Source organism: Prevotella sp. SGI.167, from assembly GCF_050313615.1.
Lineage (GTDB): Bacteria > Bacteroidota > Bacteroidia > Bacteroidales > Bacteroidaceae > Prevotella.
In genome coordinates, this window is sequence record NZ_JBNPLT010000001.1 from 59,796 (window position 1) to 83,187 (window position 23,392).

Annotated in this window: 17 protein-coding genes and 1 pseudogene; 6 read left to right on the forward strand and 12 right to left on the reverse strand. The window is 44.4% G+C overall.

Going from position 1 to position 23,392, the window contains the following annotated elements; all coding sequences use genetic code 11:
• Window positions 1-128: 128 nt before the first annotated feature.
• Window positions 129-1,361, reverse strand: a complete 1,233-nt coding sequence (locus ACQRBJ_RS00240; protein ID WP_445302594.1) for a RagB/SusD family nutrient uptake outer membrane protein — start codon at window positions 1,359-1,361, stop codon at window positions 129-131.
• A gap of 253 nt (window positions 1,362-1,614) precedes the next feature.
• Between ACQRBJ_RS00240 and ACQRBJ_RS00245 the strand changes: the two genes are divergently transcribed.
• A complete protein-coding gene (locus tag ACQRBJ_RS00245) occupies window positions 1,615-3,975 on the forward strand; it encodes a TonB-dependent receptor (protein WP_445302595.1) in 2,361 nt (786 codons plus the stop codon).
• A gap of 42 nt (window positions 3,976-4,017) precedes the next feature.
• Window positions 4,018-4,620 carry a nicotinamide riboside transporter PnuC gene (gene pnuC, locus ACQRBJ_RS00250; protein ID WP_153124425.1) on the forward strand — a complete coding sequence of 201 codons (603 nt, stop codon included), beginning with the start codon at window positions 4,018-4,020 and terminating at the stop codon, window positions 4,618-4,620.
• Between the two features lie 130 nt (window positions 4,621-4,750).
• On the opposite strand, the gene dnaA is transcribed toward pnuC, so the two are convergent.
• The 5 genes and pseudogenes from dnaA to ACQRBJ_RS00275 all read right to left on the reverse strand — a co-directional run.
• A complete protein-coding gene (dnaA, locus tag ACQRBJ_RS00255; protein WP_294970547.1) occupies window positions 4,751-6,169 on the reverse strand; it encodes a chromosomal replication initiator protein DnaA in 1,419 nt (472 codons plus the stop codon).
• A gap of 311 nt (window positions 6,170-6,480) precedes the next feature.
• Window positions 6,481-7,380 carry an MlaD family protein gene (locus ACQRBJ_RS00260; RefSeq protein ID WP_294970549.1) on the reverse strand — a complete coding sequence of 300 codons (900 nt, stop codon included), beginning with the start codon at window positions 7,378-7,380 and terminating at the stop codon, window positions 6,481-6,483.
• Window positions 7,381-7,382: 2 nt separating this feature from the next.
• On the reverse strand, window positions 7,383-8,636 hold the full coding sequence (locus ACQRBJ_RS00265) for an N-acetylmuramoyl-L-alanine amidase (RefSeq protein ID WP_445302596.1): 1,254 nt from the start codon (window positions 8,634-8,636) through the stop codon (window positions 7,383-7,385).
• A 54-nt stretch (window positions 8,637-8,690) separates the two neighbouring features.
• Window positions 8,691-9,068, reverse strand: coding sequence for a dihydroneopterin aldolase (gene folB / locus ACQRBJ_RS00270; protein ID WP_295418107.1), 378 nt, complete (start codon window positions 9,066-9,068; stop codon window positions 8,691-8,693).
• Between the two features lie 91 nt (window positions 9,069-9,159).
• Window positions 9,160-9,609: pseudogene (locus tag ACQRBJ_RS00275) on the reverse strand (adenosylcobalamin-dependent ribonucleoside-diphosphate reductase); the annotation flags it as partial.
• A 377-nt stretch (window positions 9,610-9,986) separates the two neighbouring features.
• Here ACQRBJ_RS00275 and ACQRBJ_RS00280 point away from each other — a divergent pair.
• Window positions 9,987-10,724: a nitroreductase family protein gene (locus ACQRBJ_RS00280; RefSeq protein WP_294970555.1), complete on the forward strand. Its 738-nt coding sequence runs from the start codon at window positions 9,987-9,989 to the stop codon at window positions 10,722-10,724.
• Window positions 10,725-10,818: 94 nt separating this feature from the next.
• Here ACQRBJ_RS00280 and ACQRBJ_RS00285 read toward each other — a convergent pair whose 3' ends face one another.
• The 6 genes from ACQRBJ_RS00285 to ACQRBJ_RS00310 all read right to left on the reverse strand — a co-directional run bounded on the left by ACQRBJ_RS00285 (window position 10,819) and on the right by ACQRBJ_RS00310 (window position 20,924).
• On the reverse strand, window positions 10,819-12,279 hold the full coding sequence (locus ACQRBJ_RS00285; RefSeq protein ID WP_445302597.1) for an MFS transporter: 1,461 nt from the start codon (window positions 12,277-12,279) through the stop codon (window positions 10,819-10,821).
• Between the two features lie 110 nt (window positions 12,280-12,389).
• The gene (gene kduI / locus ACQRBJ_RS00290) at window positions 12,390-13,355 is read right to left on the reverse strand and encodes a 5-dehydro-4-deoxy-D-glucuronate isomerase (RefSeq protein ID WP_153124438.1); all 966 of its coding nucleotides are present in this window, start codon (window positions 13,353-13,355) and stop codon (window positions 12,390-12,392) included.
• 124 nt (window positions 13,356-13,479) lie between these two features.
• On the reverse strand, window positions 13,480-14,844 hold the full coding sequence (locus tag ACQRBJ_RS00295; protein ID WP_295346780.1) for a PTS transporter subunit IIC: 1,365 nt from the start codon (window positions 14,842-14,844) through the stop codon (window positions 13,480-13,482).
• A 231-nt stretch (window positions 14,845-15,075) separates the two neighbouring features.
• On the reverse strand, window positions 15,076-17,553 hold the full coding sequence (locus ACQRBJ_RS00300) for a bifunctional UDP-N-acetylmuramoyl-tripeptide:D-alanyl-D-alanine ligase/alanine racemase (protein WP_445302598.1): 2,478 nt from the start codon (window positions 17,551-17,553) through the stop codon (window positions 15,076-15,078).
• A 28-nt stretch (window positions 17,554-17,581) separates the two neighbouring features.
• A complete protein-coding gene (locus ACQRBJ_RS00305) occupies window positions 17,582-18,403 on the reverse strand; it encodes a GSCFA domain-containing protein (RefSeq protein ID WP_441931739.1) in 822 nt (273 codons plus the stop codon).
• Between the two features lie 13 nt (window positions 18,404-18,416).
• A complete protein-coding gene (locus tag ACQRBJ_RS00310; RefSeq protein ID WP_295346777.1) occupies window positions 18,417-20,924 on the reverse strand; it encodes a YfhO family protein in 2,508 nt (835 codons plus the stop codon).
• Between the two features lie 200 nt (window positions 20,925-21,124).
• Between ACQRBJ_RS00310 and ACQRBJ_RS00315 the strand changes: the two genes are divergently transcribed.
• The 3 genes from ACQRBJ_RS00315 (at window position 21,125) to ACQRBJ_RS00325 (ending at window position 23,148) form a co-directional block, all read left to right on the forward strand.
• Window positions 21,125-21,802: a porin family protein gene (locus ACQRBJ_RS00315; RefSeq protein ID WP_295346776.1), complete on the forward strand. Its 678-nt coding sequence runs from the start codon at window positions 21,125-21,127 to the stop codon at window positions 21,800-21,802.
• Window positions 21,803-21,937: 135 nt separating this feature from the next.
• On the forward strand, window positions 21,938-22,636 hold the full coding sequence (locus ACQRBJ_RS00320; protein ID WP_294970829.1) for a 5'-methylthioadenosine/adenosylhomocysteine nucleosidase: 699 nt from the start codon (window positions 21,938-21,940) through the stop codon (window positions 22,634-22,636).
• A 26-nt stretch (window positions 22,637-22,662) separates the two neighbouring features.
• Complete coding sequence (locus tag ACQRBJ_RS00325; protein WP_153124453.1) at window positions 22,663-23,148, forward strand: S-ribosylhomocysteine lyase; 486 nt, start codon at window positions 22,663-22,665, stop codon at window positions 23,146-23,148.
• Window positions 23,149-23,392: the final 244 nt, after the last annotated feature.

Below are 23,392 nucleotides of genomic sequence, written 5' to 3' on the forward strand. Positions count from 1 at the left end.
GGAAATTAAGTTGTAAACCAATTTGCTATCCAAAGGAAATAAAAAAATAAATCTAGCGACGCTGTGAAACGCTGCGTTGCTGGATTTATAAAAAATGCTATTCCAACCACACGGCGTTTCACTCACCATTAGTCATAACGCATTGTTTTATAAGCAGATGAACCTTCTTCTTCATATCCCTTGTTCTGTACCAACTTAGGATTTAAATCGATACATTTCTGAGGAATCGGGAAAACGGTGATATAACCGGACGATTTGCCTTTCAGATATGGATAGAGATTGAAGGCATCAGTAAACATACCAAAGCGGATAAGGTCCTGACGATGAATATCTTCTCTTGACAATACGGCAAGACGCTCTTCGAGAATACGATTGAGCGTAGCCCTATGGGCAGGCTTGCCTTGACGGGCGCGAACCATATTCAGTTCAGTTCTGCCATCCTCACCATTACGGATATTTGCCTCTGACTTCATCAGCAAGACATCCGTATAACGGAACAGGAAACGCGCAACTGGGGTGCCGGTACGGCTAGGAAGCTCTGTGCGGCTGTCGATACTGCAGAATATCACATCCTCGTCCAAGGAATATCCCTCAGCAGCCAGAGCATCACAATAGTAAATACAGGTTTCCCACGCATTCAGCTTCTTGCTGCGATTCTCGCTCGCCTTGAGGTCATTCAGCAGGGAGGCACCATCGGCTGTCTGAACCATAAAATCAATATTACGACCCCTTGGACGCTTCTTATAACCCTTGGTCCAATCATCAAAAGTATAAATTTCTGCATTCAAAGCCATCTTTGCCAGCAGATAGTTGACCACCGGTTTCGTAATGCGACCGAAAAAACTGCCCTCCTTACCGCTATGCTGAGCGGAGAGATAAGGCAAAACCTGCTGTAACTCACTGAAAATAAACTGAAAGACCTCACTTCTCTTACTTTGGGAAGAAAGATAGACATCAGTAAAGGAAGCAGTGGAATCGGACTTTGCAGAGGCATAAATAGCAGATTCTTCCGAAGACAAAACCACCGGAATACGCCCAAACTTATCCATCGCCTCATAATAAAGCAAGGCTCTGATGGCTCGCACCTCAGCCTTCAACCGGTCTTTCTGGTCGGCAGTAATCAGCGAGGCGTTATCATCAATAAAATCAAGGGAATGATTGGCAAGAGAAATACCCTGATAGATATATTCCCAGACATGGTAAAGCGGGTCGGCATAAGAAGTTTCCTGGCTATCCTTGTCCATATAATCATATAGGGGCGCTACGGCATTGGAATAAATTTCGGACACAGAACCATTGATAGCATCCTCGCTGAGCAGATTCTTCTGCTGCTCATTCTGACACGAAGAGAATGCTAGCATAGTCCCCAAAAAGAAGACCCAAAGGTTTAGACGACAAATATTCTTGACCATATCTTCGTTTTATTTAGGTTCAATACAATTACAGCTGCAAATATAATAAAAAAGAATGATATAAAGACTGAAACCTTGAAAAAACTTACGAAAATTTTGCGCTTTCGGTTATTATTGCTAACTTTGCATCCAGTTAGCAGAGCGCTGACGAAGGGGTAGCTTTACACGAATGCCCCTTATATAAAGGTTTTAATTTAAATAAATGAAAAGATTCAACGGGATCACACTCGGTGTAGCATTTTGCTCTTTGGCAAGCCAAGCTGCACTGGCACAGACAAAAATCGACACCTTGAAGGTGCAACATTTGAATGAAGTAATCGTAAAAGGCGTACGTGCCACAAAAGAAGCTCCATACGCCATTGCCAACATCAAGAAATCAGAACTCCAACAATTTTCCTCTACAGGTAAGGAATTGCCTTTCCTCCTTTCTCGCACACCAGGTATCCTGGCGTGGGGCGAAAATGGTATCGGAACCGGTACTACCTACATGCGTATCCGTGGTGCTGCAGGAAGCCGCATCAACGTGACACTCGATGGCGTGGCTCTCAATTCTCCTGAAGACCAGACCGTTTTCTGGGCTAACATGAACAGTTATGCTTCGCTCCTGGGCAGTGTTCAGGTGCAGCGTGGCGTAGGTTCTTCTACCAACGGCGATGGTGCTTTCGGCGGCAGCATCTCTATGGCTACAGCTGCTCCTTCGCTCACTCCTATGGCAGAAGTAACTGGTTCTTACGGCACTTACAACACTTTCAATACGGGCATCAGCTTCTCTACCGGACTGATGGGCAACCACCTGGTTTTTGACGGTGCTTATCATGAGACTGCCACAGATGGCTATATCGACGGAACAGACGGCAGATCCGGCTCTTACTATGGTGGACTGACCTGGTTAGGAGATAACTTCAAGATCAGCTATAAGAACATCGGCAACTTCGAGAAGACCGGACAGGCATGGAATGGCGTGTTGGGAGGCGACTACAATACCAACTTCACATTGATGGATGATGGAATACGCACATACAAGGATATGTACGAGGCTGGACTGGGGAAATTCAATGTCCTGACTGGCGATTTGGTGCGCAATGGAAAGGGCGATTATAACATCAAGCCATATACCCTCAGAAACGGCAACAAATGGGAGAAAACTACGGATAATTTCTATCAGAACCACAATATTCTCTCTGCAGCCTGGACTCCTAACAGTCACTGGAGCCACAACATCGCCCTGCACTATACCTATGGTTACGGCTACTACAAGGAGTTCAAGAATCAGTATAAGTTTGCCAAGTTCGGACTAGTTTACAAGGATGCAGAGGGCAACAAGGTTAAAAAATCTGACTTCATCCGCAAGAAGGGATTGACCCAGAACACCTACGGCATGGTATATAACACCAACTATAAGGATGAACACTGGGACGTAATCGGAGGCTTGAACCTCCAGCAGTTCCGTGGCAACCACTGGGGATATCTTACTTATATCGCCAATCAGGATGCAGAGAAACAGTTCCTCGGCAGCAACGGCAAGTATAAGTACTATGATTCTGATGCCCACAAATACGACTACAGCGCCTTCATCAAGGCAAGCTATCGCTTTGCAGACTACTGGAATGCATTCGCAGACCTGCAATACCGCCGTGTGGAATACAAGACTGATGGTATCAACGATAAGTTTATCGCTCAGAAAGACGGCAGCTACAAGAATCAGGAGTTGAACATCGACGAGAAATTCAATTTCTTCAATCCTAAGGCAGGTATCAGCTTCAACCAGGACGGTCATAAGGCTTACGCTTCCGTAGCTTACAGCAACCGTGAGCCGGAGCGCAACAACTATACCGACAACCTCAACTATCCTTTCCCTAAACAGGAGAAGTTACTCGATGTGGAATTCGGTTATCAGTATGAGGGAAGCAACTGGCATGCAGGTGCCAACTTCTACTACATGGATTATGACAACCAGCTGGCTCAAACCGGACAGTTGAGCGAAATCGGTGAGCCATTGACTACCAATATCAAAGATTCTTATCGCATGGGCGTTGAGTTGACAGCAGGTTGGGCACCATTGTCATGGTTGTCCTTGGAGGGAAATGCTGCTTTGAGCAAGAACAAAATCAAGGATTTCGATGAGTATGTAGATAATTGGGATGGTGATGCATTGAAGATACACTACGACAATTCAACCTTGTCATATTCTCCATCAGCTATTCTGAATGGTTTCATCGACCTGCACTATGCCGGATTCTCAGCAACCTGGCACACCAACTTCGTAAGCAGTCAGTATCTCGACAATTCTGAGAGCAAAGACCGTTCTTTGCCTTGCTATTCACAGAGCGACCTGAGCCTCAACTATCAGACAAATGTAGCTAAGAAGCTGGGAATCAAGCAGATGATTTTCGGTTTTGATATCAACAATATCTTCAACCGTCATTACGCAGCGAGCGGTTCCGTATGGTACAATGCGGTAAGTCAGAGTGCCGGTTACACTCAGGATCACCGCCTCAGTGCCATCAGCTATATTCCTATGGCAGGCACCACTGTAATGGGACATGTAACATTGAAGTTCTAATTATCACGGTTTCTAGAAAGTAGATTCAAAAACTAAAACATCATGATGGATTATATTGCATCACATGGTTTAGACATCTTTACCACGGTACTCGGCTTGATTTACATCTTGCTGGAGTACCGTGCCAGCATCTGGCTTTGGGCAGTGGGCATCATCATGCCGGCTCTGGATGTCTGGCTATACTGGAGCCATGGTCTTTATGGCGATGCAGGTATGGCAGTATATTATACGGTGGCAGCCGTCTATGGCTATGCTGTTTGGAAATTCGGCAAGAAACACAACCAGACAGAAAAAGAAGAGCTTCCGATCACTTATATGAAAAAATCGCTCTATCTCCCTACCGCTATTTTCTTTCTGGCAGCATGGGGAATCACCTATTATATTCTGATTACCTTTACCAACTCCACGGTACCATTGCAGGATAGCTTCACCAATGCCCTGAGCTTTGTGGGTCTGTGGGCCTTGGCACGGAAATACATAGAACAATGGTTCTTCTGGATTCTTGTAGATGCCGTTTGCTGCTATCTCTATATAGTAAAAGGTATCCCATTCAAGGCTGGGCTCTATGGTCTCTACGTCATCATCGCCGTAGCCGGATATTTCAAATGGAAAAAGATGATGAAAAAAGAGCAAAAAGAAAACTAATCATAAAGCTCAAAGTTTAAAGTTCAAAGCAAATAAACAGGAAAAGGAAGCCTGAGCATATGCAAAAAGCTCGACTTCCTTTTATTTCATTTATATAAACAGAACCACTATACCAAGGTTCCGTGCATTTCTAACCTTTTTTTATCTTCAATCCGTTCTCAATACTATTGATTTCATCATTGAATGCAGCATCAACCTTCAATCGTTCTTCAACCTTGGAACAACTGTGGATAACTGTGCTATGATCGCGATTACCAACGAGTTTGCCGATGCGTGAAGCAGGCATCTTGGTAAATTTCTGCGCCAAATACATAGTTACCTGTCGTGCCACCACATAATCACGCTTACGGCTCTTACTGTTCACAGCCGTAACAGTTACATTATAATGGTTACATACGGTCTCGACGATGTCATCAATTGTGAGTGGTTTATCATCTACCTTCACAGCACGCTTGATAACACGCTCAGCTAATCGGATATCAATATGACTGTTGTACACGATGCTATAAGCCAACAGACCATTGATAGCACCCTGCAAATCACGCACACTGCCATTGCAGGTCTGAGCAATAAAGGCCACAACATCATTAGGAATCTTCAAACCTTCGCGACGAACCTTGTTGCTGACAATATCTTCACACAACTCCACATTTGGTTTTTCAAGCTCACATACCAAGCCACAAGAGAAACGGGTAATCAAGCGGTCTGGCATATCCTTCAACTCCACCGGTGGACGGTCGCTCGCCAAGATAATGCGTTTGCCATTACGGAAGAGATGATTGAATATATGGAAGAAAGTGTTCAATGTCTTAGCCTTTCCTGCCCAATCCTGAATATCATCCACTATCAGAATATCAATAGACTGATAGAAATTGATGAAATCATTGCTGGAATTATGCAAGATAGCATCCGTATACTGAGTCTGGAAAAGACGGGCACTGACATAAAGCACACGCTTCTGAGGATATATCTGCTTTGCCTTCAAACCGATAGCATTCACCAAATGCGTCTTACCACTTCCCGATGGACCATAAATGAACATAGGGTTGAACTGAGTGGTATTAGGATGCTCAGCAATAGACAATCCCACAGAACGAGGCAACTTATTGCTCTCACCCTCGACATAATTATTGAATGTAAGCTTAGGATCGAGCTGGGTATCAATGTCATCCTGCTGAAGAGCCTCAGGAACGACACCTTGGGCTTGAGCCTGCTTCGCTTTTCTGTTGCGCTCAGCAACCTCTTCGTCAGCAGGATCAGCCTCTAAATCTTGTGCAATCTTATGTTCCTTATCGGTAACAACACGATAAGTGAGTCGGATTCCATCACCAAAATTGCGATGTAGCACCTTACTCAACAAGCCAACATAGTTCTGTTCCAAGTATTCGTAAACAAACGGACTTGGAACTTGCACCAACAAAGTCTTTGTCGATGGCTTGTACGACTCAAAGACTATTGGCTTAAACCATGTATTATATTGCTGCTCTGACACATTATCCTTTATAAGCAAAAGACTATTATCCCAAAGCGCTTTCGGACTTGCTAACATTGACTATTTTATATTAATTATTTTTTAGATATTGATTGTGTTCACACCACTAAAGATGCGAAATCAGTTGCAAAATTAAGAAAAAAAAAGGAGAACAGCAAATCTCCCCATTTAATTAATTTTAATACATTAAATGTAACCAGTTGATGCTCTGCATTTTACAGAGTTATCCACAATCGTTAATATTCTTGCAGTGAAACATTTATGTACCACCCCCGAAATAGCTAACAAACAAACAGTTTGGCAGTTATATCGGGGCGTGAAACATCTATTTTGTTATTTAGATAATATTTATATAAGTAAAATCAAGTTTACTTATCTTTTTTTCCAAATATTGAGAAATGCACATAGCGCTTAGGATGCGCCTTCAGATCTATCATCAATGAATCTGCATGCCCCATGGTTGAGTTCAAATTCTCATAGAGTTGGGTATCATTCATCAACAAACCGAGAGTTCCCTTATTGCTATTCAGCTTCTCAGTAAACTGCTGTGCATTTTCCAAGGTAGCATTCACCTTGTTCAATGTCCCCTGTACATCCAAAGCAGCCAAATTGGCTGTCAATTTATGGGTATTATCGAGCACGCCATTCGCCTTACCAATCATACCTGGTATCTGCTTGTTCAAACCTGCCATCAAGGTATTCAACTCTCGAGTAGAAACTGTCAAGTTGCTGGTAATGGTCTCAGCGTTATGAAGTGTAGCTGCCAAAGCAGGGTCTGCCAGGAGAGCATTCACACTAGTCAAGATTGAATCGAGCTTAGGCAACATCTTTTCCATAACAGGAATAAGTTGCTCAGCCTTTCCCATGATACCTGCATTGATAGAGCCTGGAATAGTTCCACCAGGTTCAATACGCTCACGTGGATTATTAGCCAGGAGCAGGTTCACCTGAAGGTTGCCCATCATATCTTTAGAAATCTCAGCCTGACTACCAGCCGGAATCCTCAGATCCTTGACAATATCAGCCGTCACTCTGATAGGTCCGTTTTCCTTGTAGTCGTAACTGATGGCATCCACAGTACCCACCTTGTAACCATCCGCATAGATAGGCGTAGAAGCGCCCAATCCCTGAATGTTATCAAACGTCATATAATAGGCATTGTTGGTAGAAAACAGATTGATACCTTTCAGAAAATTAATTCCGAAATACATAATCAAAATACCTACAACAGCAACCAGCGCTATCTTTATTTCCTTTGTCAGTTTCATTTTTATCTATTTTTATTCTGCTTAAATTCACGTATCGCCTGATTTACATCATACTTTTGTCCATTTTTGAAAGCGATGATGAAAGCCTCAGGGAATTTTTCCTGCAAACTCTTACGCAAACGATATATCTCATTATAATTAGAAGAGGCACCCATGGTATACTTCACCAGATTACCTTCCCTGAATGATTCATAATCAGTCTCGCCCTTGAAATGGGCATCTCCCTTGCGCAGGATTCGGTCACTCACGAAGATTTGAAGCTTGAAAACAGGAGCATCCTTTGGCTCTGGCTTTTTCTGAGCTACTACTCTTTTCTGAACTTCAGCCTTTTTCTGAGGTTCAGTTCTCTTTAGAGCTTCTGTTTTTTTCAGAACTTCTACCTTCTTCTGAGCTTCATTTTTTCTCTGAGGTTCAACTTGATGTTGAGATTCTTGCTCCTTCAATTCCTCTACATCACCAGATTGTAATGGGCGATAAGGTACAGTGACCCTCTTATCATATTTATTCCGATATTGAGCAAAACCATCATAAATAGATTTCGCTATATCATTAACACGATCAGAATTATTGAGAATTCTTTCCTCATCAGGCGTTGTGATGAATCCCAACTCAATCAAGCAACTTGGCATAGATGTTTCACGCAACACCAGGAAACCTGCCTGATGCACCCCCTTGTCAGGACGATTGGCATTATCGCAAACCTTACGCTGAATCATTCTTGCCAACTCTACACTGCGCTCCATATTCTTGCCCTGAATGAATTCGAAGATGATATAACTCTCCGAAGATTTCGGGTCGAATCCCTGATAAGTCTGCTTATAGTCCTTCTCCATCGAAATTACAGAGTTCTCCCGCATAGCCACATCAAGATTATCCTTGGCACGGTGCATACCGAGCGTATAGGTTTCAAATCCACGTGCTATCTTACCTGCAGGCAAAGCATTGGTATGCACAGAGATGAAAAGGTCTGCATTGGCACGATTAGCTATATTGGCACGTTCTATCAAAGAGACAAACTTATCTGTTTTACGTGTATAAATCACTCTTACCTCTGGCATATACTTCTCTACATATCTGCCGAATTGTAACGCCACAGACAGATTGACATTCTTTTCCATGGAAATAGCTCCACGCGCACCCGCATCATGACCACCATGTCCTGCATCTATCACAAGTGTAAAGTTTCTATTGGCAGCAAACGAAGTCATTGCCAACATCCACAATACCACCCATATCAGTGTTATTTTTTTATACATACTTTCTGATGACTTTGCAAAATTACTACTTTATTATCAGAAAACCTAAACTAACTAGTAAGTTTTATCATTTGTTAATACAACTTCAACTCCTGCACCGTCACAATCAGCTCCAAAAGGAGGATTCTCTTTAGTAATAGCCAGTTGTATTTGACGAATAGCGGAAAATTCAGAAAAGAGTCTTTTACCGATTCTTCCCGCTACATGTTCCAGCAGCTTACTTGGTATAGCCATCTCCTCTTTGATGATTTCATACAATTCTGCATAATTAATGGTAGCAGACAGTTCATCCGTTTCCATAGCATCAGTGAAATCATAATCTACGACTAGATTCACCACATAGTTGTTGCCGACAGTTCTCTCCTGCGGCAACACGCCATGATAAGCATGAAAACGAGCATTCTTCAAATAAATCCTACTACTAACAGACATAGTTTAATTTCATAAATAGTTTAGTCTTCTGATTCAATAGACCTCAGCATTAAGCCTCTTCCTCCATGTCGTCGTCCCCCCTATCAAAGGCACTCCCATCATTGAGATATCTCTTGAGGGCTTTCTCTACACCTTTCTTCCAGGTATTGATACTATCCGAGGTAAGCTGAAGCTGATTCACAAGCTTGATTACATGCTCAATAGGCATTCGATAACGCAATACACCAGAAATCAACTTAGCATAATTCCAGTATTCAGGGTTGAACTTCTCACTAAGACCTTCAATAATCATCTTATAACCGCGCTTGTTGACAAACTGGAAGTCATAACGCTTCACACCATCCTCAAGAACGGTTTTCACGATTTTACCCTTAGTAACAGACTTAGGGAGCATGATTCCTTCATCCTCATCCTGCAAGCCGGTGAAGATTTCATAAGGATGTCCATTGAGCAATCCAACAAGAGCCACCCACTTTTCCTTATTATTCTGATATCTTACGACATCACATTCCAATTCTCTAGGACGCACTTCTACCACCTCTTCAGGTACATAAGGAATTTGAGTTTCCTCAGAAACTACTTTCAACAGCTGATCATGCATCTTGCTCCATTCAGCCGGACGCACTTCATATTGTTTATGAAGAGCAGCTAAATTGTTTTTCAACTCATCTAGCAAGACCTTTGTAGCCTCTTCAAAATTTGTATTTTCTTTATTCATTCTATCAAACGTTTAATATTATGGTGCAAAATTAAGATTTTATTTCTAAAATATGAAACGTTTTACCATATATTTCACTAAAAATATAAAAGATATGTACCATTTAGGAAAACTTTCACTAACTTTGCATCAAAATAGGGCTCTAAAACAACACGGAGCTACTATATATAATAAGGTAGAATAACATAAATAGGAAAGTTATGACATCAATCAAGAACAGAACAAGCATTAGAAAATATTCAACGAAGGAAGTTTCTGACGAACTTCTGAATCAATTGCTGGAAGATGCAATGCGTACCCCAACCATGGGTAATCTTCAGCTTTACAGCGTTGTCATTACCCGTAGCGAGGAAGGCAAGAAGGCATTGGCTCCAGCTCATTTCAACCAGCCGATGGTGACAGGTGCTCCCGTTGTACTCACCATCTGTGCCGATTATCGTCGCACCACCCTATGGGCAGAAAACCGCAAGGGAACTCCTGGCTACGACAACATTCTCTCCTTCATGAATGCAGCCACAGATGCTCTCCTCTTCACCCAGACATTTACCAATCTGGCAGAAGAGGCTGGATTGGGTACTTGCTTTCTAGGTACAACGGTCTATATGCCAAAGATGATTATTGATACCTTGAAGCTTCCTAAGCTCGTAATGCCTGTAGCTACATTAGCCATCGGCTGGCCAGATGAAAATCCTGCACAAACCGACCGTCTGCCATTACGCAGCATCGTTCACAATGAGACCTTTGAAGATTACACTCCAGAAAAAATAGATGATTTCTATTCAGAAAAGGAATCTCTGGAAGAGAACAAGGAATTTGTCCGCATCAACAATGTAGAGACTCTCGCCCAAGTTTTCACAGACATCCGCTATACCAAGAAAGACTGTGAAGCGATGAGCGTAGGATTCCTGGATGCCCTCAAACAGCAAGGATTTATTTAAAAGTAAAAGGGTAAAAAGGTAAAAAAGCCTAGCGGAATGTTAGCCAGCGAGGTGCTTTTTTTACCTTTTTACCCTTTTACTTTTTACCTTTTCATTATTCAACCACAATTGGCTTGTACTTAGGAACCAGTGCCTTCATGATGCACCAACCAACGAGGTAAGCAACACTACAGATGCAGAATACAATCATGTAAGCACCAGGCTTGCCGTCAAATCCCATGAAGCTGAAGGCAGAACCCTGACCCTCTGCGTAGGTGAAGAGCATACCAGAACCCTTGTTGATAAGGAAAGAACCGATACCACCCGCCATTGCACCAATACCAGTGATTGTAGCAACAGTTGACTTAGGGAACATATCACCGATGGTAGAATAGAGGTTAGCTGACCAAGCCTGATGACCAGCACCGAGCAAACCAATGATAATAGCTGGCCACCATGCACTGTACTCACCCATAGGCTGAGCAATCAGACCAAGCAATGGGAAGCAAGCGAAGATCAACATCGCACGCATTCTACCGATATATGGATTCATACCCTTCTTGTCAACAAAGTAGGTTGGCAAGTAACCACCACCGATACTCAATACGGTTACAATCGCATAGAGAGTGAAGATAAGGGCAATACCCATACCAGAGTCAGAAGAGTAACCATACTGATCTGAGAAGTAAGCTGGAGCCCAGAAGAGGAAGAACCACCAAACACCATCAGTCATCAACTTACCAACGATGAATGACCATGTCTGACGATAGCTGAAACACTTGAGGAAGCCGATGGTCTTCTCCTCTTCAGTAGTCTCAGCATTCTCAGTCTCAACCTTATCGAGATCTTCATCCTGTTCAATGTAAGCAAGCTCAGCCTTGTTCACATGCTTACTCTTTGATGGTTTCTCATAAAGCCATATCCAGAGACCCATCCATACATAACCGAGCACACCGATGATGATGAAAGCCCACTCCCAGCCCATGCTGCGAGCCAACAATGGAATAGTAGCTGGAGCTGCCAAGGCACCTACAGATGCACCACTATTGAAGATGGCAGTAGAGAAAGCACGGTCCTTCTTTGGGAAGTACTCTGCCGTTACCTTGATAGCAGCAGGGAAGTTTCCAGCCTCACCCACAGCAAGGATTAAACGGCAAGAGAGGAACAACCATACGCTGATGGTAGCAATAGCAACAGCTGCATCGCTACCAGCCTGTACCATGCGGAGTGCCTCGATAGAATCGTAACCCTCTATCTGCATAGCTACCCAACCGCAACCTGCATGCATAACGGCACCTGTTGACCATACGAAGATGGCAATGAGATAACCCTTCTTAGTTCCCATCCAATCCACGAACTTACCAGCAAAGAGGTTAGCGATGGCATAGAAGATAGAGAAAAGACCAGTAATCGTACCGTAGTCGTCATCAGTCCAGTGGAATTCTGGAGCGATGAAGTCTTTCCATGTTAATGACAGAACCTGACGGTCCATGTAATTGACTGTGGTAGCAATGAAAAGCAATGCACAGATAACCCAACGGAAGTTGGACATTTTACTCGTTGAAATAGGACTCATTTGTCTAAGTTTTTAAGCGTTATTTTTATATTTATTATTTATTCCAGTTATTAGACGGCAAAGCCTGGCTTGTATCTTCAAGCCAGGTTATGCCAATATTTCTCACTCTATTATTCCAATGTAGGAATCTTCACTACCTGCATATCGTTATAGATAAGGTTTTCACCTGCCATACCCCATATAAAGGTATAGTTGCTGGTACCTGCTGCACAGTGGATAGACCACTCAGGAGCAATAACTGCCTGCTCGTTGTTCAACCAGATTGGACGTGTCTCCTGTGGTTCACCCATGACGTGGAGAATCTTCTGTCCCTCTGGTACATTATAATAAAGATAAGTCTCCATACGACGGAGATGAGTATGAGCAGGCATGGTATTCCATACAGAACCCTCCTTCAACTCTGTTACACCCATCTGCAGCTGGCAAGTACGAACGCCAGCCACGCCATCGATAATCAACTGATGGATAACACGGTCATTGCTCTCCTTCAAGCTACCAGCCTTGATGTTGTTGGCATCCTTCAGAGTCACCTTCTTGTTTGGGAATGTCTGATGAGCGCAAGCACTGTTCATATAGAACTTAGCTGGCTTAGCTGCATCCTTGCTGCTTACCTCGATGTTCTTGGCACCACGACCTACATAGAGAGCCTCCTGGAAACCAAGAGTATATTTCTTGCCATCTACGGTAACAGTACCCTCACCACCGATGTTGATGATACCCAGTTCACGGTTGTCGAGCAGATTCTTCTGATCGTTTGGCTTATCTGTATAAAGAGGAGCGATAGAAGTCAGCTTCAAAGGAGCAGTTGTTGGCTCTGCACCACCAATAAGGAAACGGTCGAACATAGTGTATGTCCAGTTTACCTCACCTGGAGCGAATACCTTCTCGATAGCGAACTCGCTGCGAAGGCGGTCTGTTGTGTAATGCTTGGCATCCATTGGGTTGCTAGCATAACGAACGTTGTAGTTGGTGTAGGCATTTTCTGCCTTTACCTCGTATCCACACTTACCACACTGGCCAAAAGCCTGACTTGCTGTTAATACCATTGCTGCTAATATTAATGTTAATTTCTTCATAATTATCTTGTTTATTATTGATATTTTATCTTTAGGGGACCAGCGATGGAATCGCTGGGAACGGGGGGTGCAAAGAGGGAGGAAGGGGTTAAGGTTCTTTTTACCCTTTTACCTTTTTACCTTTTTACCCTTTTACCTTTCTCTCTTCCTTCACGATGCGCTGACGGTTGAGAACCAACAAGGCGATAGTGATGATGGTAAGCACACCCATACCGATGTATGAAAGCTTCACGCCACGATAGATGACCCATCCAAAGAGAGATGAAGCAAAATCGAGTGCACCACCCGAAAATCCGTTAGGAATATGAGCGGCATTATCACCAGTAGCTGCATAAACCTGATTGGCTGCCATTGTAAAGTCTGGAGCCATATCGGTTACAAAGTAGAGACCGATGATGAGGGCTATCAAACCAATGATAAGAGTCTTCACCACATTTCCCTTGGTGAATGGTAATATCATTGGAAAGAGGTAGAACATACCTGCCAATGATGCCAATGGCAAGAACTGGTTGCCTGGCAAGAATACAGCGATAGCCAGGATGACAGGAATCAGAATGACTGATACTACCAGGGTCGTAGGATGACCAATCACCAAGGCAGGACTCATACCGATGTGAACCTTCTTACCGTTGAACTTGGTCTTTACCAACTCCTGAGTCTTCTCAGAAATTGGCTTCAAACCATCGATAAACAAAGAGGTGATACGAGGAATCAGCTCCATCACTGCTCCCATGGTTACACCGAGGAAGAGAATCTTCTTGATATCGAGCTGTGCAGCCCAACCAATCAAGGCACCTACGATGACACCGAGAACCAATGGTTCGCCGAGCACGCCAAACTTCTTCTTCAATCCCTCTGCATCAACATCAAGCTTAGAGAAACCAGGAATCATATCCAGGAGTTTATTGAAGATGATGGCGAATGGCATGAAACTCTGGCAGAATGGCTGCGGAATAGAGATACCATCCAAATCGTAATACTTCTGGAACTTCTCTGCAGTGAAGTCTGCACATACCAATGTTATCATATAGCAGACGATGGCTGCAAAATATCCCCAAAGCAAACTTTCACCCATTACGAAGTAAGCCACGGCACCGATAAATGCAAAGTGCCAGTAGTTCCAAAGATCGATGTTCACCGTACGGGTGGTTTTGGTTATCAACATCAGGAAGTTGACACCCAAGCAGATTGGGATAATCAGAGCACCCACTGCTGTATTATAAGCTACGGCAGCTGCTGCAGGCCAACCCATGTCAAACACGTTCAACTGTAGGTGATAGATGTCGGAGATTGCCTTCAGCGGGTCATTGAAGTTAGTAGTCAACAAAGCAGTGACCACACCCAAACCCACGAAACCCACACCTACGAAGAGTCCCGATTTCAACGCTTTTCCGAATTTCATGCCAATACATAGTCCTATAACCGTGAAGATGATAGGCATCATCACGCTTGCACCCAGACTGATGATATAGCTAAATACCTGTTCCATTATTACTTTTTGAATTTGTTAAATAGTTAAGAAAATACACCAAAAGTGCACCTCCACCTGTTTTTAGATGATTTGTTGGCTGCAAAGATACACTTTTTTCTTCATATTCAATACGTTTTGATGGAAAATATTACTTAAAAAAAATCCCATCCGAGCTTTTCGGATGGGATTTATCGATTTTTATCCGTTTTTGCACGATTTATTGACGAATTGAACGTCGTTCTTCACTTCCTAGTCCTGATAATAAACTCTCTTCACTCGGTTGCTGATGGTAGTCAGAACTTCGTAAGGAATAGTTTCCAGAATATCACTCAGCGTCTGAACAGGAAGATGCTCTCCGAAGATTTCCACAGAATCACCTTCCTTGCAGTCGATGCCTGTCACATCTATCATCGCCACATCCATACAGATGTTGCCTACATAATCAGCTTTCTGACCGTTGACAAGGCAATAAGCATGTCGATTGCCGAGTCGGCGGTTCAAGCCATCGGCATAACCGATAGGAATGGCTGCAATCACACTATCCTTATCAAGAATGGTCTTGCGACTGTAACCTACACTATCTCCCGCCTTCACATGGTGCATCTGCAGGATGGTAGTCTTCAGGGTGCTCACGCAGTTGATTGTCTTATTGTTGCGGGAGTTGATTCCATAAAGGCCAAGACCTAGGCGGCACATGTCCAACTGACGCTCCGGGAAATGCTCGATACCTGCAGAATTACAGATATGACGCAGAATTTTATGGTCGAAGGCAGCCTGCAACTGTTTGCTTCCCTTATCGAAGAGTTCAAACTGATGGGCAGAGAAGTCATCGAAGCTGTCATCATCACTTCCCACGAAGTGAGAGAACACAGAACGAGGGATAATGGCATTCTGATGCTTCAGCTTGCCGATCAATTCCTCCATATCGTTTTCCGGATCAAAGCCCATGCGGTGCATTCCTGTATCCAGCTTGATATGAACAGGGAATCCTGTTACTCCCTCCTTCTCTGCAGCCTTAATCAGTGCATCGAGCAAACGGAATGAGTAAACCTCTGGTTCCAAGTCATAATCGAACATGGTCTTGAAGGCGGTCATCTCCGGATTCATAATCATAATATTGCTGGTGATTCCGTTCTTGCGCAGGGTTACACCTTCATCGGCAACAGCCACAGCCAGATAATCTACACGGTGATCCTGCAAAGTCTTTGCGATTTCAACAGCTCCAGCTCCATAACCGTCAGCCTTAATCATGCAGACAAGCTTTGTCTCAGGCTTCATAAAGGCACGATAGTAATTCAAGTTGGCTACCACTGCATTCAAATTCACCTCAAGAGTGGTTTCATGAACCTTCTGAACCAGCAACTCGGTCAATTGGTCAAAACCAAACTGGCGAGCGCCCTTCAGCAGAATGACCTCATCACGCAAGGAAGCAAAGACCTCGCTGGCTATGAATTCCTCTACATCCTGGAAGAAGAACTTTTCAGAAATCTGAATAATATCATGCTGCTTGCAGAGTTCAGGACCAATACCGATGAATTTCACAACTCCACGCTTGCGGGCGAGATCGCTCACTTCTTTATATAGCGCCTCTGGAGTCTGGCCGCTCTGATAGATATCGCTCAATATCAAGGTATGACGGCGTCCACGATGATCCGGACGACGATTCATGAAGTCGAGAGCAATGTCAAGCGAATTGATGTCGCTGTTGTAACTGTCGTTGATAAGAGTACATCCGTGCTGTCCCACCTTCACTTCCAGTCTCATAGCCACTGGTTCGAGTTTCGCCATACGCTTATCAATATCCTCAGCAGAGATTCCGAGCTTAGAAGCCACCACAGCGCTGATGATAGAGTTCTGGATAGAAGCATCATCGATGAATGGGATGGAGAAACTATCCACCTCACCTTTATATATATAGGTGATGACGCTCACGCTCTGCTGCTTCTCGATGCTCTTGACAAAGAAAGGAGCCTCAGGATTCTTGAACGACCAGAAGAGTTTTTCACCTTTATAATCAGGATATTCTGCCACCACCTTGGTAATCACCTCATTATCTCCATCATAAACCACGGTATCAGCATCATGGAAGAGGATGAGCTTCTCACGGCACTTCTCCTCCAGGGAAGAGAAGTTCTCCTGATGGGCAGAACCTAGATTGGAAAGAACAGCAATGGTAGGCTGGATGATGTCGCGGAGGGCAAGCATCTCACCTGGCTGACTGATACCAGCCTCGAACACGCCCACCTGAGTCTGTTCGTTCATTAACCAGACAGACAATGGCACACCTATCTGGGAATTGTAACTTCTAGGACTGCGGGTAACGAACATACTTGGTGAGAGCAGCTGATAGAGCCACTCCTTGACCATGGTCTTGCCGTTGGAACCCGTAATCCCCACGATAGGGATATTGAATTCATCACGATGACGCTCTGCCAGACGCTGCAAAGCCTCCAGCGTATTGACAACCTTCAGGAAGTTTGCCTCCGGATAATCAGAAGCGTACCCCTTAGGAACATCAGTCACCACAAAGTTTTTCACACCTCTGCGATACAGCTCAGGTATGTAGTTGTGACCATCATTACGCTCCGACTTGAGCGCAAAGAATAGAGTTTCCTCTGGGAAACAAAGTGAACGACTATCGGTCAGGATAAAACCGATGTTGGTATCATTGTCTCCATAGCGACGCGCACCTATCAGTGTGGTTACCTTTTCAATAGTATATGTCATTGTCTTAATACTTTAATGATTCTATATTTTATAAGAGAAGATACTTCTCCTCAAATTCTCTTTTCCTTTCTTCCGTCCTGGCGATGAACTTTTTGTGTTCCTCGCTATCAGGATTGAAGGGTTTATGCCCTAGCGCTTCCCGGATGGGTCTCCAGTCTTCCAGAAACTGCTCGGCTGCTTTTCCGAAGTATACTGTCCGGAATTTCTCCCAGATATACTCCACAGCCTGGTCGCTCGGATGCAGCATGTCTTCCTTGTAGAAGCGATAATCACGAAGTTCATCGTTCATGATTTCGTAAGCCGGGAAATAGCTCACCACTCCCGGATTCGCCTTTACCAGCTTATCGGCAGCCAACAGAAGCGTAGCCTTGGAAAGCTGACTTCCATGATAGCCATACTTGGCATATCGGATAGGACTCACCGTGATGATAACCTTCAAGCCACCGTCTGCTGATGAAGTTTGCTTTCTTTCTGCCTTCAGCAAATCTATCGCCTTTTGCAGATAGTCCGCACATTCATCCACGCTCAGTTCCCTTTCTTCGAAAAGACGCTGTGGGCGTTTCTGGCAGTTGTCCACTATTTCGCCCGTCTCCTTCAATATATACACATGGTTTGTCCCCAACGTAAAGACCGCAACCCGTGGATGAACATCCAGGCTCTTCTCCACCGTATGAAGAATACTAGCCGGATTATACATCACTCCGAAAGGATTCACCGTAGCCCGGAAGCGATTCTCTACAAATCTGCGCCCCAGATTATCGGCAAAGCAACTGCCCACAAAGAGCATTTGCTCTGCCGGCTGTATCTCAAAGTCAGCCTTAGGAATATCGATTTCTGTCCGAAACAGCATCTCTTCTACTCCTTTATTCCTTAACTACTTCAGTATTCTTCTTGCGTTTCTTGACTTCCACTCCTATACCTATTATAATAAGGAGTACAAGAACGCCATAACCTACGTATGCTACAGTCTCTGTATTCTTGAGCGACTGTGGATGGAAATCGAGTACCACCTTATGGTTACCAGGTTTCACATTGAGCGCACGGAGAATATAGTCTACTCTACCGAGTTCTACAGGCTCTCCATCTACGGTAGCAGCCCAACCCGGATAGTAGATTTCAGAGAATACGATAACACCACCCTTGGTCGATTTCACCTCGTAAGTCAAGTTGTTTGGCTTATAGGCAGTCATCTTCACAACCGAAGTATCATCCTGCTTTACACTCTGATTCAGCTGCTCCTTGAACTTGGCATCAGCCACGGCTACATGACGGAGGTTCACCTTGCCCACGCCCTCGATTTCCTCGTTGGCATTGTTCACATACTTCACCTCGTCAACAAACCAGGCATTGCCGTAGGCGTATGGATTCTGAACAGGAACAGTCTGACCGCCCTGCAAAGGCATGATGAAGTACTTGGCATTCAGCATATTCAATACAGGGAAGATACTATCTCCATTCACCTTGGTCATATCACCGCCAGCCTCAGCCACAGCCTTCATTGTCTTCTGCATCTCAGGAGCGATGTGAGCATCAATCATCTCCTGATAACGGCGCAACTTAGCTGGATGATATCCACCGATACTCTTATGATAATAAGAAGTCTCGTTCTCATTGAAGGTATTCGATGCGAGATTGAGCACACGATAGTCGAGTGCCTTATCGCGACAGATGATCTTATCGGTCTCTGTCATCTGCTGAGGAGCATCACGCTCTACCTTGTCCACGAACATATCGTCATAGAGATAACGCTTGTTCACCATCCACATGTCCACGAGACAGAGCACGGCGATACCCGCAATCATGAATTCTGCACCGAGCTTCTTCATCTTATAAAGCAGCAGGAAGGCTGAACCGATAACGATAATCCAGAACGAACGCCAGCAATCAGAAGTAAAGATACTCTTGCGAATCTCTACCAGATTGCTGATAATAGGACCCTGATATTCAGCAGGCAACTGCTGCAGCGCCTGAGTCTCCTGGGCTGAGACGAAATCAGGGAAGAATACGCTCGGCATGATGGCAAAGAGCAAGCAGAAACCTGCAGTCAGACCAAAGCTGGCGTATACATATTTAATTTTAGAAGTCAGCACTTCCGGTTCATCCACAATCTTCTTCAACGCCATCATCGCCAGCAGCGGAATGGTAAACTCGGCGATAACGAGGATGGAAGCCACCGTTCGGAACTTGGCATACATCGGAATATAATCCAGGAAGAAATTGGTGAACGGCATGAAGTTTCTACCCCATGAGAGCAGGATGCTCAGAATGGTGGCAGCGAGCAAAGCCCACTTCATCGGACCCTTTACGATAAACAGCCCAAGGATAAAGAGCATACATACGAATGCTCCAACATATACCGGACCGCTGGTACCAGGCTGATTACCCCAGTACTGACCCAGCTGCTGATAAATCTGAACAAAGTTAGGGTCTGCCTTCTCCATTGCCTTCTCGTTTTGGGCAAGAGGCACGGAAGCACCGCCCTTGGCATCTGGAACCAGGAGCGTCCAAGTCTCGTCAATACCATAACTCCACTGAGTGATATAGTCTCTATCCAGACCGCTACTGGTCTGATTAGCAGAGTTTTTCTTGACCAGTTCACTCTTTCCGCGCATGGTTTCCTGACCATACTGCCAGGTATGATAAAGGTTGGACAGGTTGAGCGAGATACCGATGAGGGCACCCACTGCGCATACCGCTGTAGCCTTGCCAAAACGAGCCAGCTGCTTCTTCTGAATGGCTTCTACCAGGAAAGCAATCACCATGAAGAGGATGATGAAGAGATAGTAATAAGTCATCTGCACGTGGTTGGCGTACACCTCGAAAGCCGAGAAGATGGCTGTCAGGAGCAAACCTTTCAGATACTTGCCGCGATAAGCCAGCACCACTCCCGCAATCATAGGAGGCAGATAAGCCAGTGCCCATACCTTCCAGATATGACCGGCTGCAATAATGATAAAGAAGTAGGACGAGAATGCCCAGATGATACTACCCAATGCCGCCAGCGATTGTCGGAAATCGAAAGCACGCAACATGATGTAGAAGCCAAGAAGATATACGAATACATACCATACATAATCTGGCAGCCACAGGTGATAAGCCTTAGTTACCTGGTCGAGCACCTTGGTACTGCCATACGAAGGCGACATCTGATAAGTTGGCATTCCGCCGAATACAGAGTTGGTCCAGCGAGTAGTCTCGCCAGTCTGCTGCTGGTAAAGTTCCTTCTCATGTCCCAGTCCCTTGCTTGCCGCAGAGTCATGACGGAACAGGATTCGTCCGTCCATGTCAGCTGGCATGAAGTAGGCGAAGGAGATTACCGCAAAAATAATTACTACCAGAATATCCAGTAGATACTTCTTCAAAAATTTCATATTTTCTATAAACGTTTATAATTTTGGGGACAAAGTTAGCACAAATCGAAGACACTACAAAATAAAAGAAGAAACTTTTTACTTTTTTTATCGTAGAAAAGTCACAATAGGGGTTTCCCCCTAACTTTTAGGGAAACTATCTTGGTTTATCTGCCGATAAGCCATACCTTTGCACCCATAAACATAAAATGAGTAAGATTATGAAAAAAATCGTATTTATCTTGATGGCGATGCTGATGGCAGTCATCCCATCTACTGCACAGAATTACAAGCACAGTAAATATTATAACCAGAAGACGGGGCATCTCGACTATGGATTCAACAATAAGGGCGTCGATACCTATTACGGCATCCGCATCGGACCCGGATTCTCATACATCACTTCTGACGACAGCCGTCTCGATGGTGGCGACTGGCAGACAGGTCTCAACGTAGGTGTTGTAGCCGGCTTCCCGCTTACCTATTCTGACCCACTCTATCTGGAGACCGGTCTCTATTATATAGAAAAAGGTGGAAAGAAATCCTTAGGCGGAGGCAAGAAGATGACCTACGACCTCAACTATCTGGAGATTCCGGTAGTAGTAAAATATAAATATGAGATAGATGATGACTTAACCATAGAGCCGTTTGCCGGTGGATATTTTGCAGCAGGCGTGGGTGGCAAGATCAAGAACTTTGCTGAGCGCGAGGCTCAGAGTTCATTCCGAAGCAACAACTTCCGTCGCCTGGATGGCGGTCTCCGCATCGGTTGCGGTATCGGCTACGACATGTTCTATGCCGACCTCACCTACGACCTCGGTCTTGCCAACATCTGCCACGATACATTTGACAAGGCACGCAACAGAGCCGTCATGCTCAATTTTGGCGTAAATTTCTAACAGAAGAAAACAACCATACGTTTTGTAGTTAAAACTTGATATACATTTCCCTGCCTGTTATAAAATATAGGTGGGGAATTGTTCTTTTATGGGATTTATTTTGTAACTTTGCACCCAAATTTGAAATAAATCAGTATGAGAATAGGAATTATCGTTGCGATGGACAAGGAGTTCACGCAGCTCAAGACATTATTGACAGAATCGCAGACAGAGCGAAAGAATCATAAGGACTTCGTCATCGGAAAAATCGGCGAGAACGAGGTGGTGATGCAGCAGTGCGGCATAGGAAAGGTGAACAGCGCCATCGGAGCGGTGGAAATGATTGATAATTATCACCCGGACCTCGTGATTTCTTCGGGAGTGGCTGGCGGTGCAGACATCAACCTCAATGTTACTGAAGTAGTAGTGGCAACCAACTGTGTTTATCACGATGCCTACTGCGGTGATGAATGCGAGTTTGGACAGATTCTCGGTATGCCAGCCACCTTCAAGACTCCAAAGGAGTATGTGGAGAAAGCACTTGCCATCAATGAACTGCCCGCCAACCAGCATCCGAAGATTCATGCCGGACAGATTGTTAGCGGCGAATGGTTTGTAGACAGCAAGGAGAAGATGCGCTCCATCCTGGAACATTTCCCTCATGCCATGGCTGTGGATATGGAAAGCTGCTCTATCGCACAGACCTGCCACATCTACAAGACTCCTTTCATCTCCTTCCGCATCATCAGCGATGTTCCTCTGAAGGATACCAAGGCACAGCAGTACTTCGACTTCTGGGCTAAGATGGCAGAAGGCTCATTCAATGTCACCAAGGCTTTCCTCGAAAGTCTGTAAACTATAAATTGTAAATTATAAACTATATGAATAAGATTCCAAGTTTCACAATCAATCATAACAAGTTGCTCCGCGGCATCTACGTAAGCCGCAAGGACGAGGTAGGCGGAGAAGTAGTCACCACTTTCGATATCCGCATGAAGGTGCCTAACCAGGAGCCTTGTCTCCACAACGGTGCCATCCATACCATCGAGCACCTGGCTGCCACTTACCTGCGTAACGACGAGGAGTGGAAAGACCGCATCATCTATTGGGGACCAATGGGATGCCTTACCGGCAACTACCTCCTCATCCGTGGCGATCTGGAGAGCAAGGACATCGTAGAACTGATGAAGCGTACCTTCCAGTTCATTGCCGATTTCGAAGGCGAAATTCCTGGACAGGCAGCCAAGGATTGCGGCAACTATCTGCTCCACGACCTGCCTATGGCTAAGTACGAATCGAAGAAATATCTCGAAGAGGTGCTCAACTGTATCACAGAAGCTAACTTGATTTATCCTACACAGGATTAATCATATATGAACGCCCGCAACCACAAATTGCGGGCGTTTATATTTAATTAACCAGAAAAGTTTTGAAACTTTTCCGAAAACTCATATCTTTGCATAAGATAAGCTACACTCGGCAATTTGGAAGCAAGCTTTCATTGCGCTCGTTTGCATTATCTTTGCAAAAGATAATATATATTAACGACAATCACCAATAACGACAATAACTAACAATTATCAACTTCTTTTTGTGGCAAGAATAAAGTGT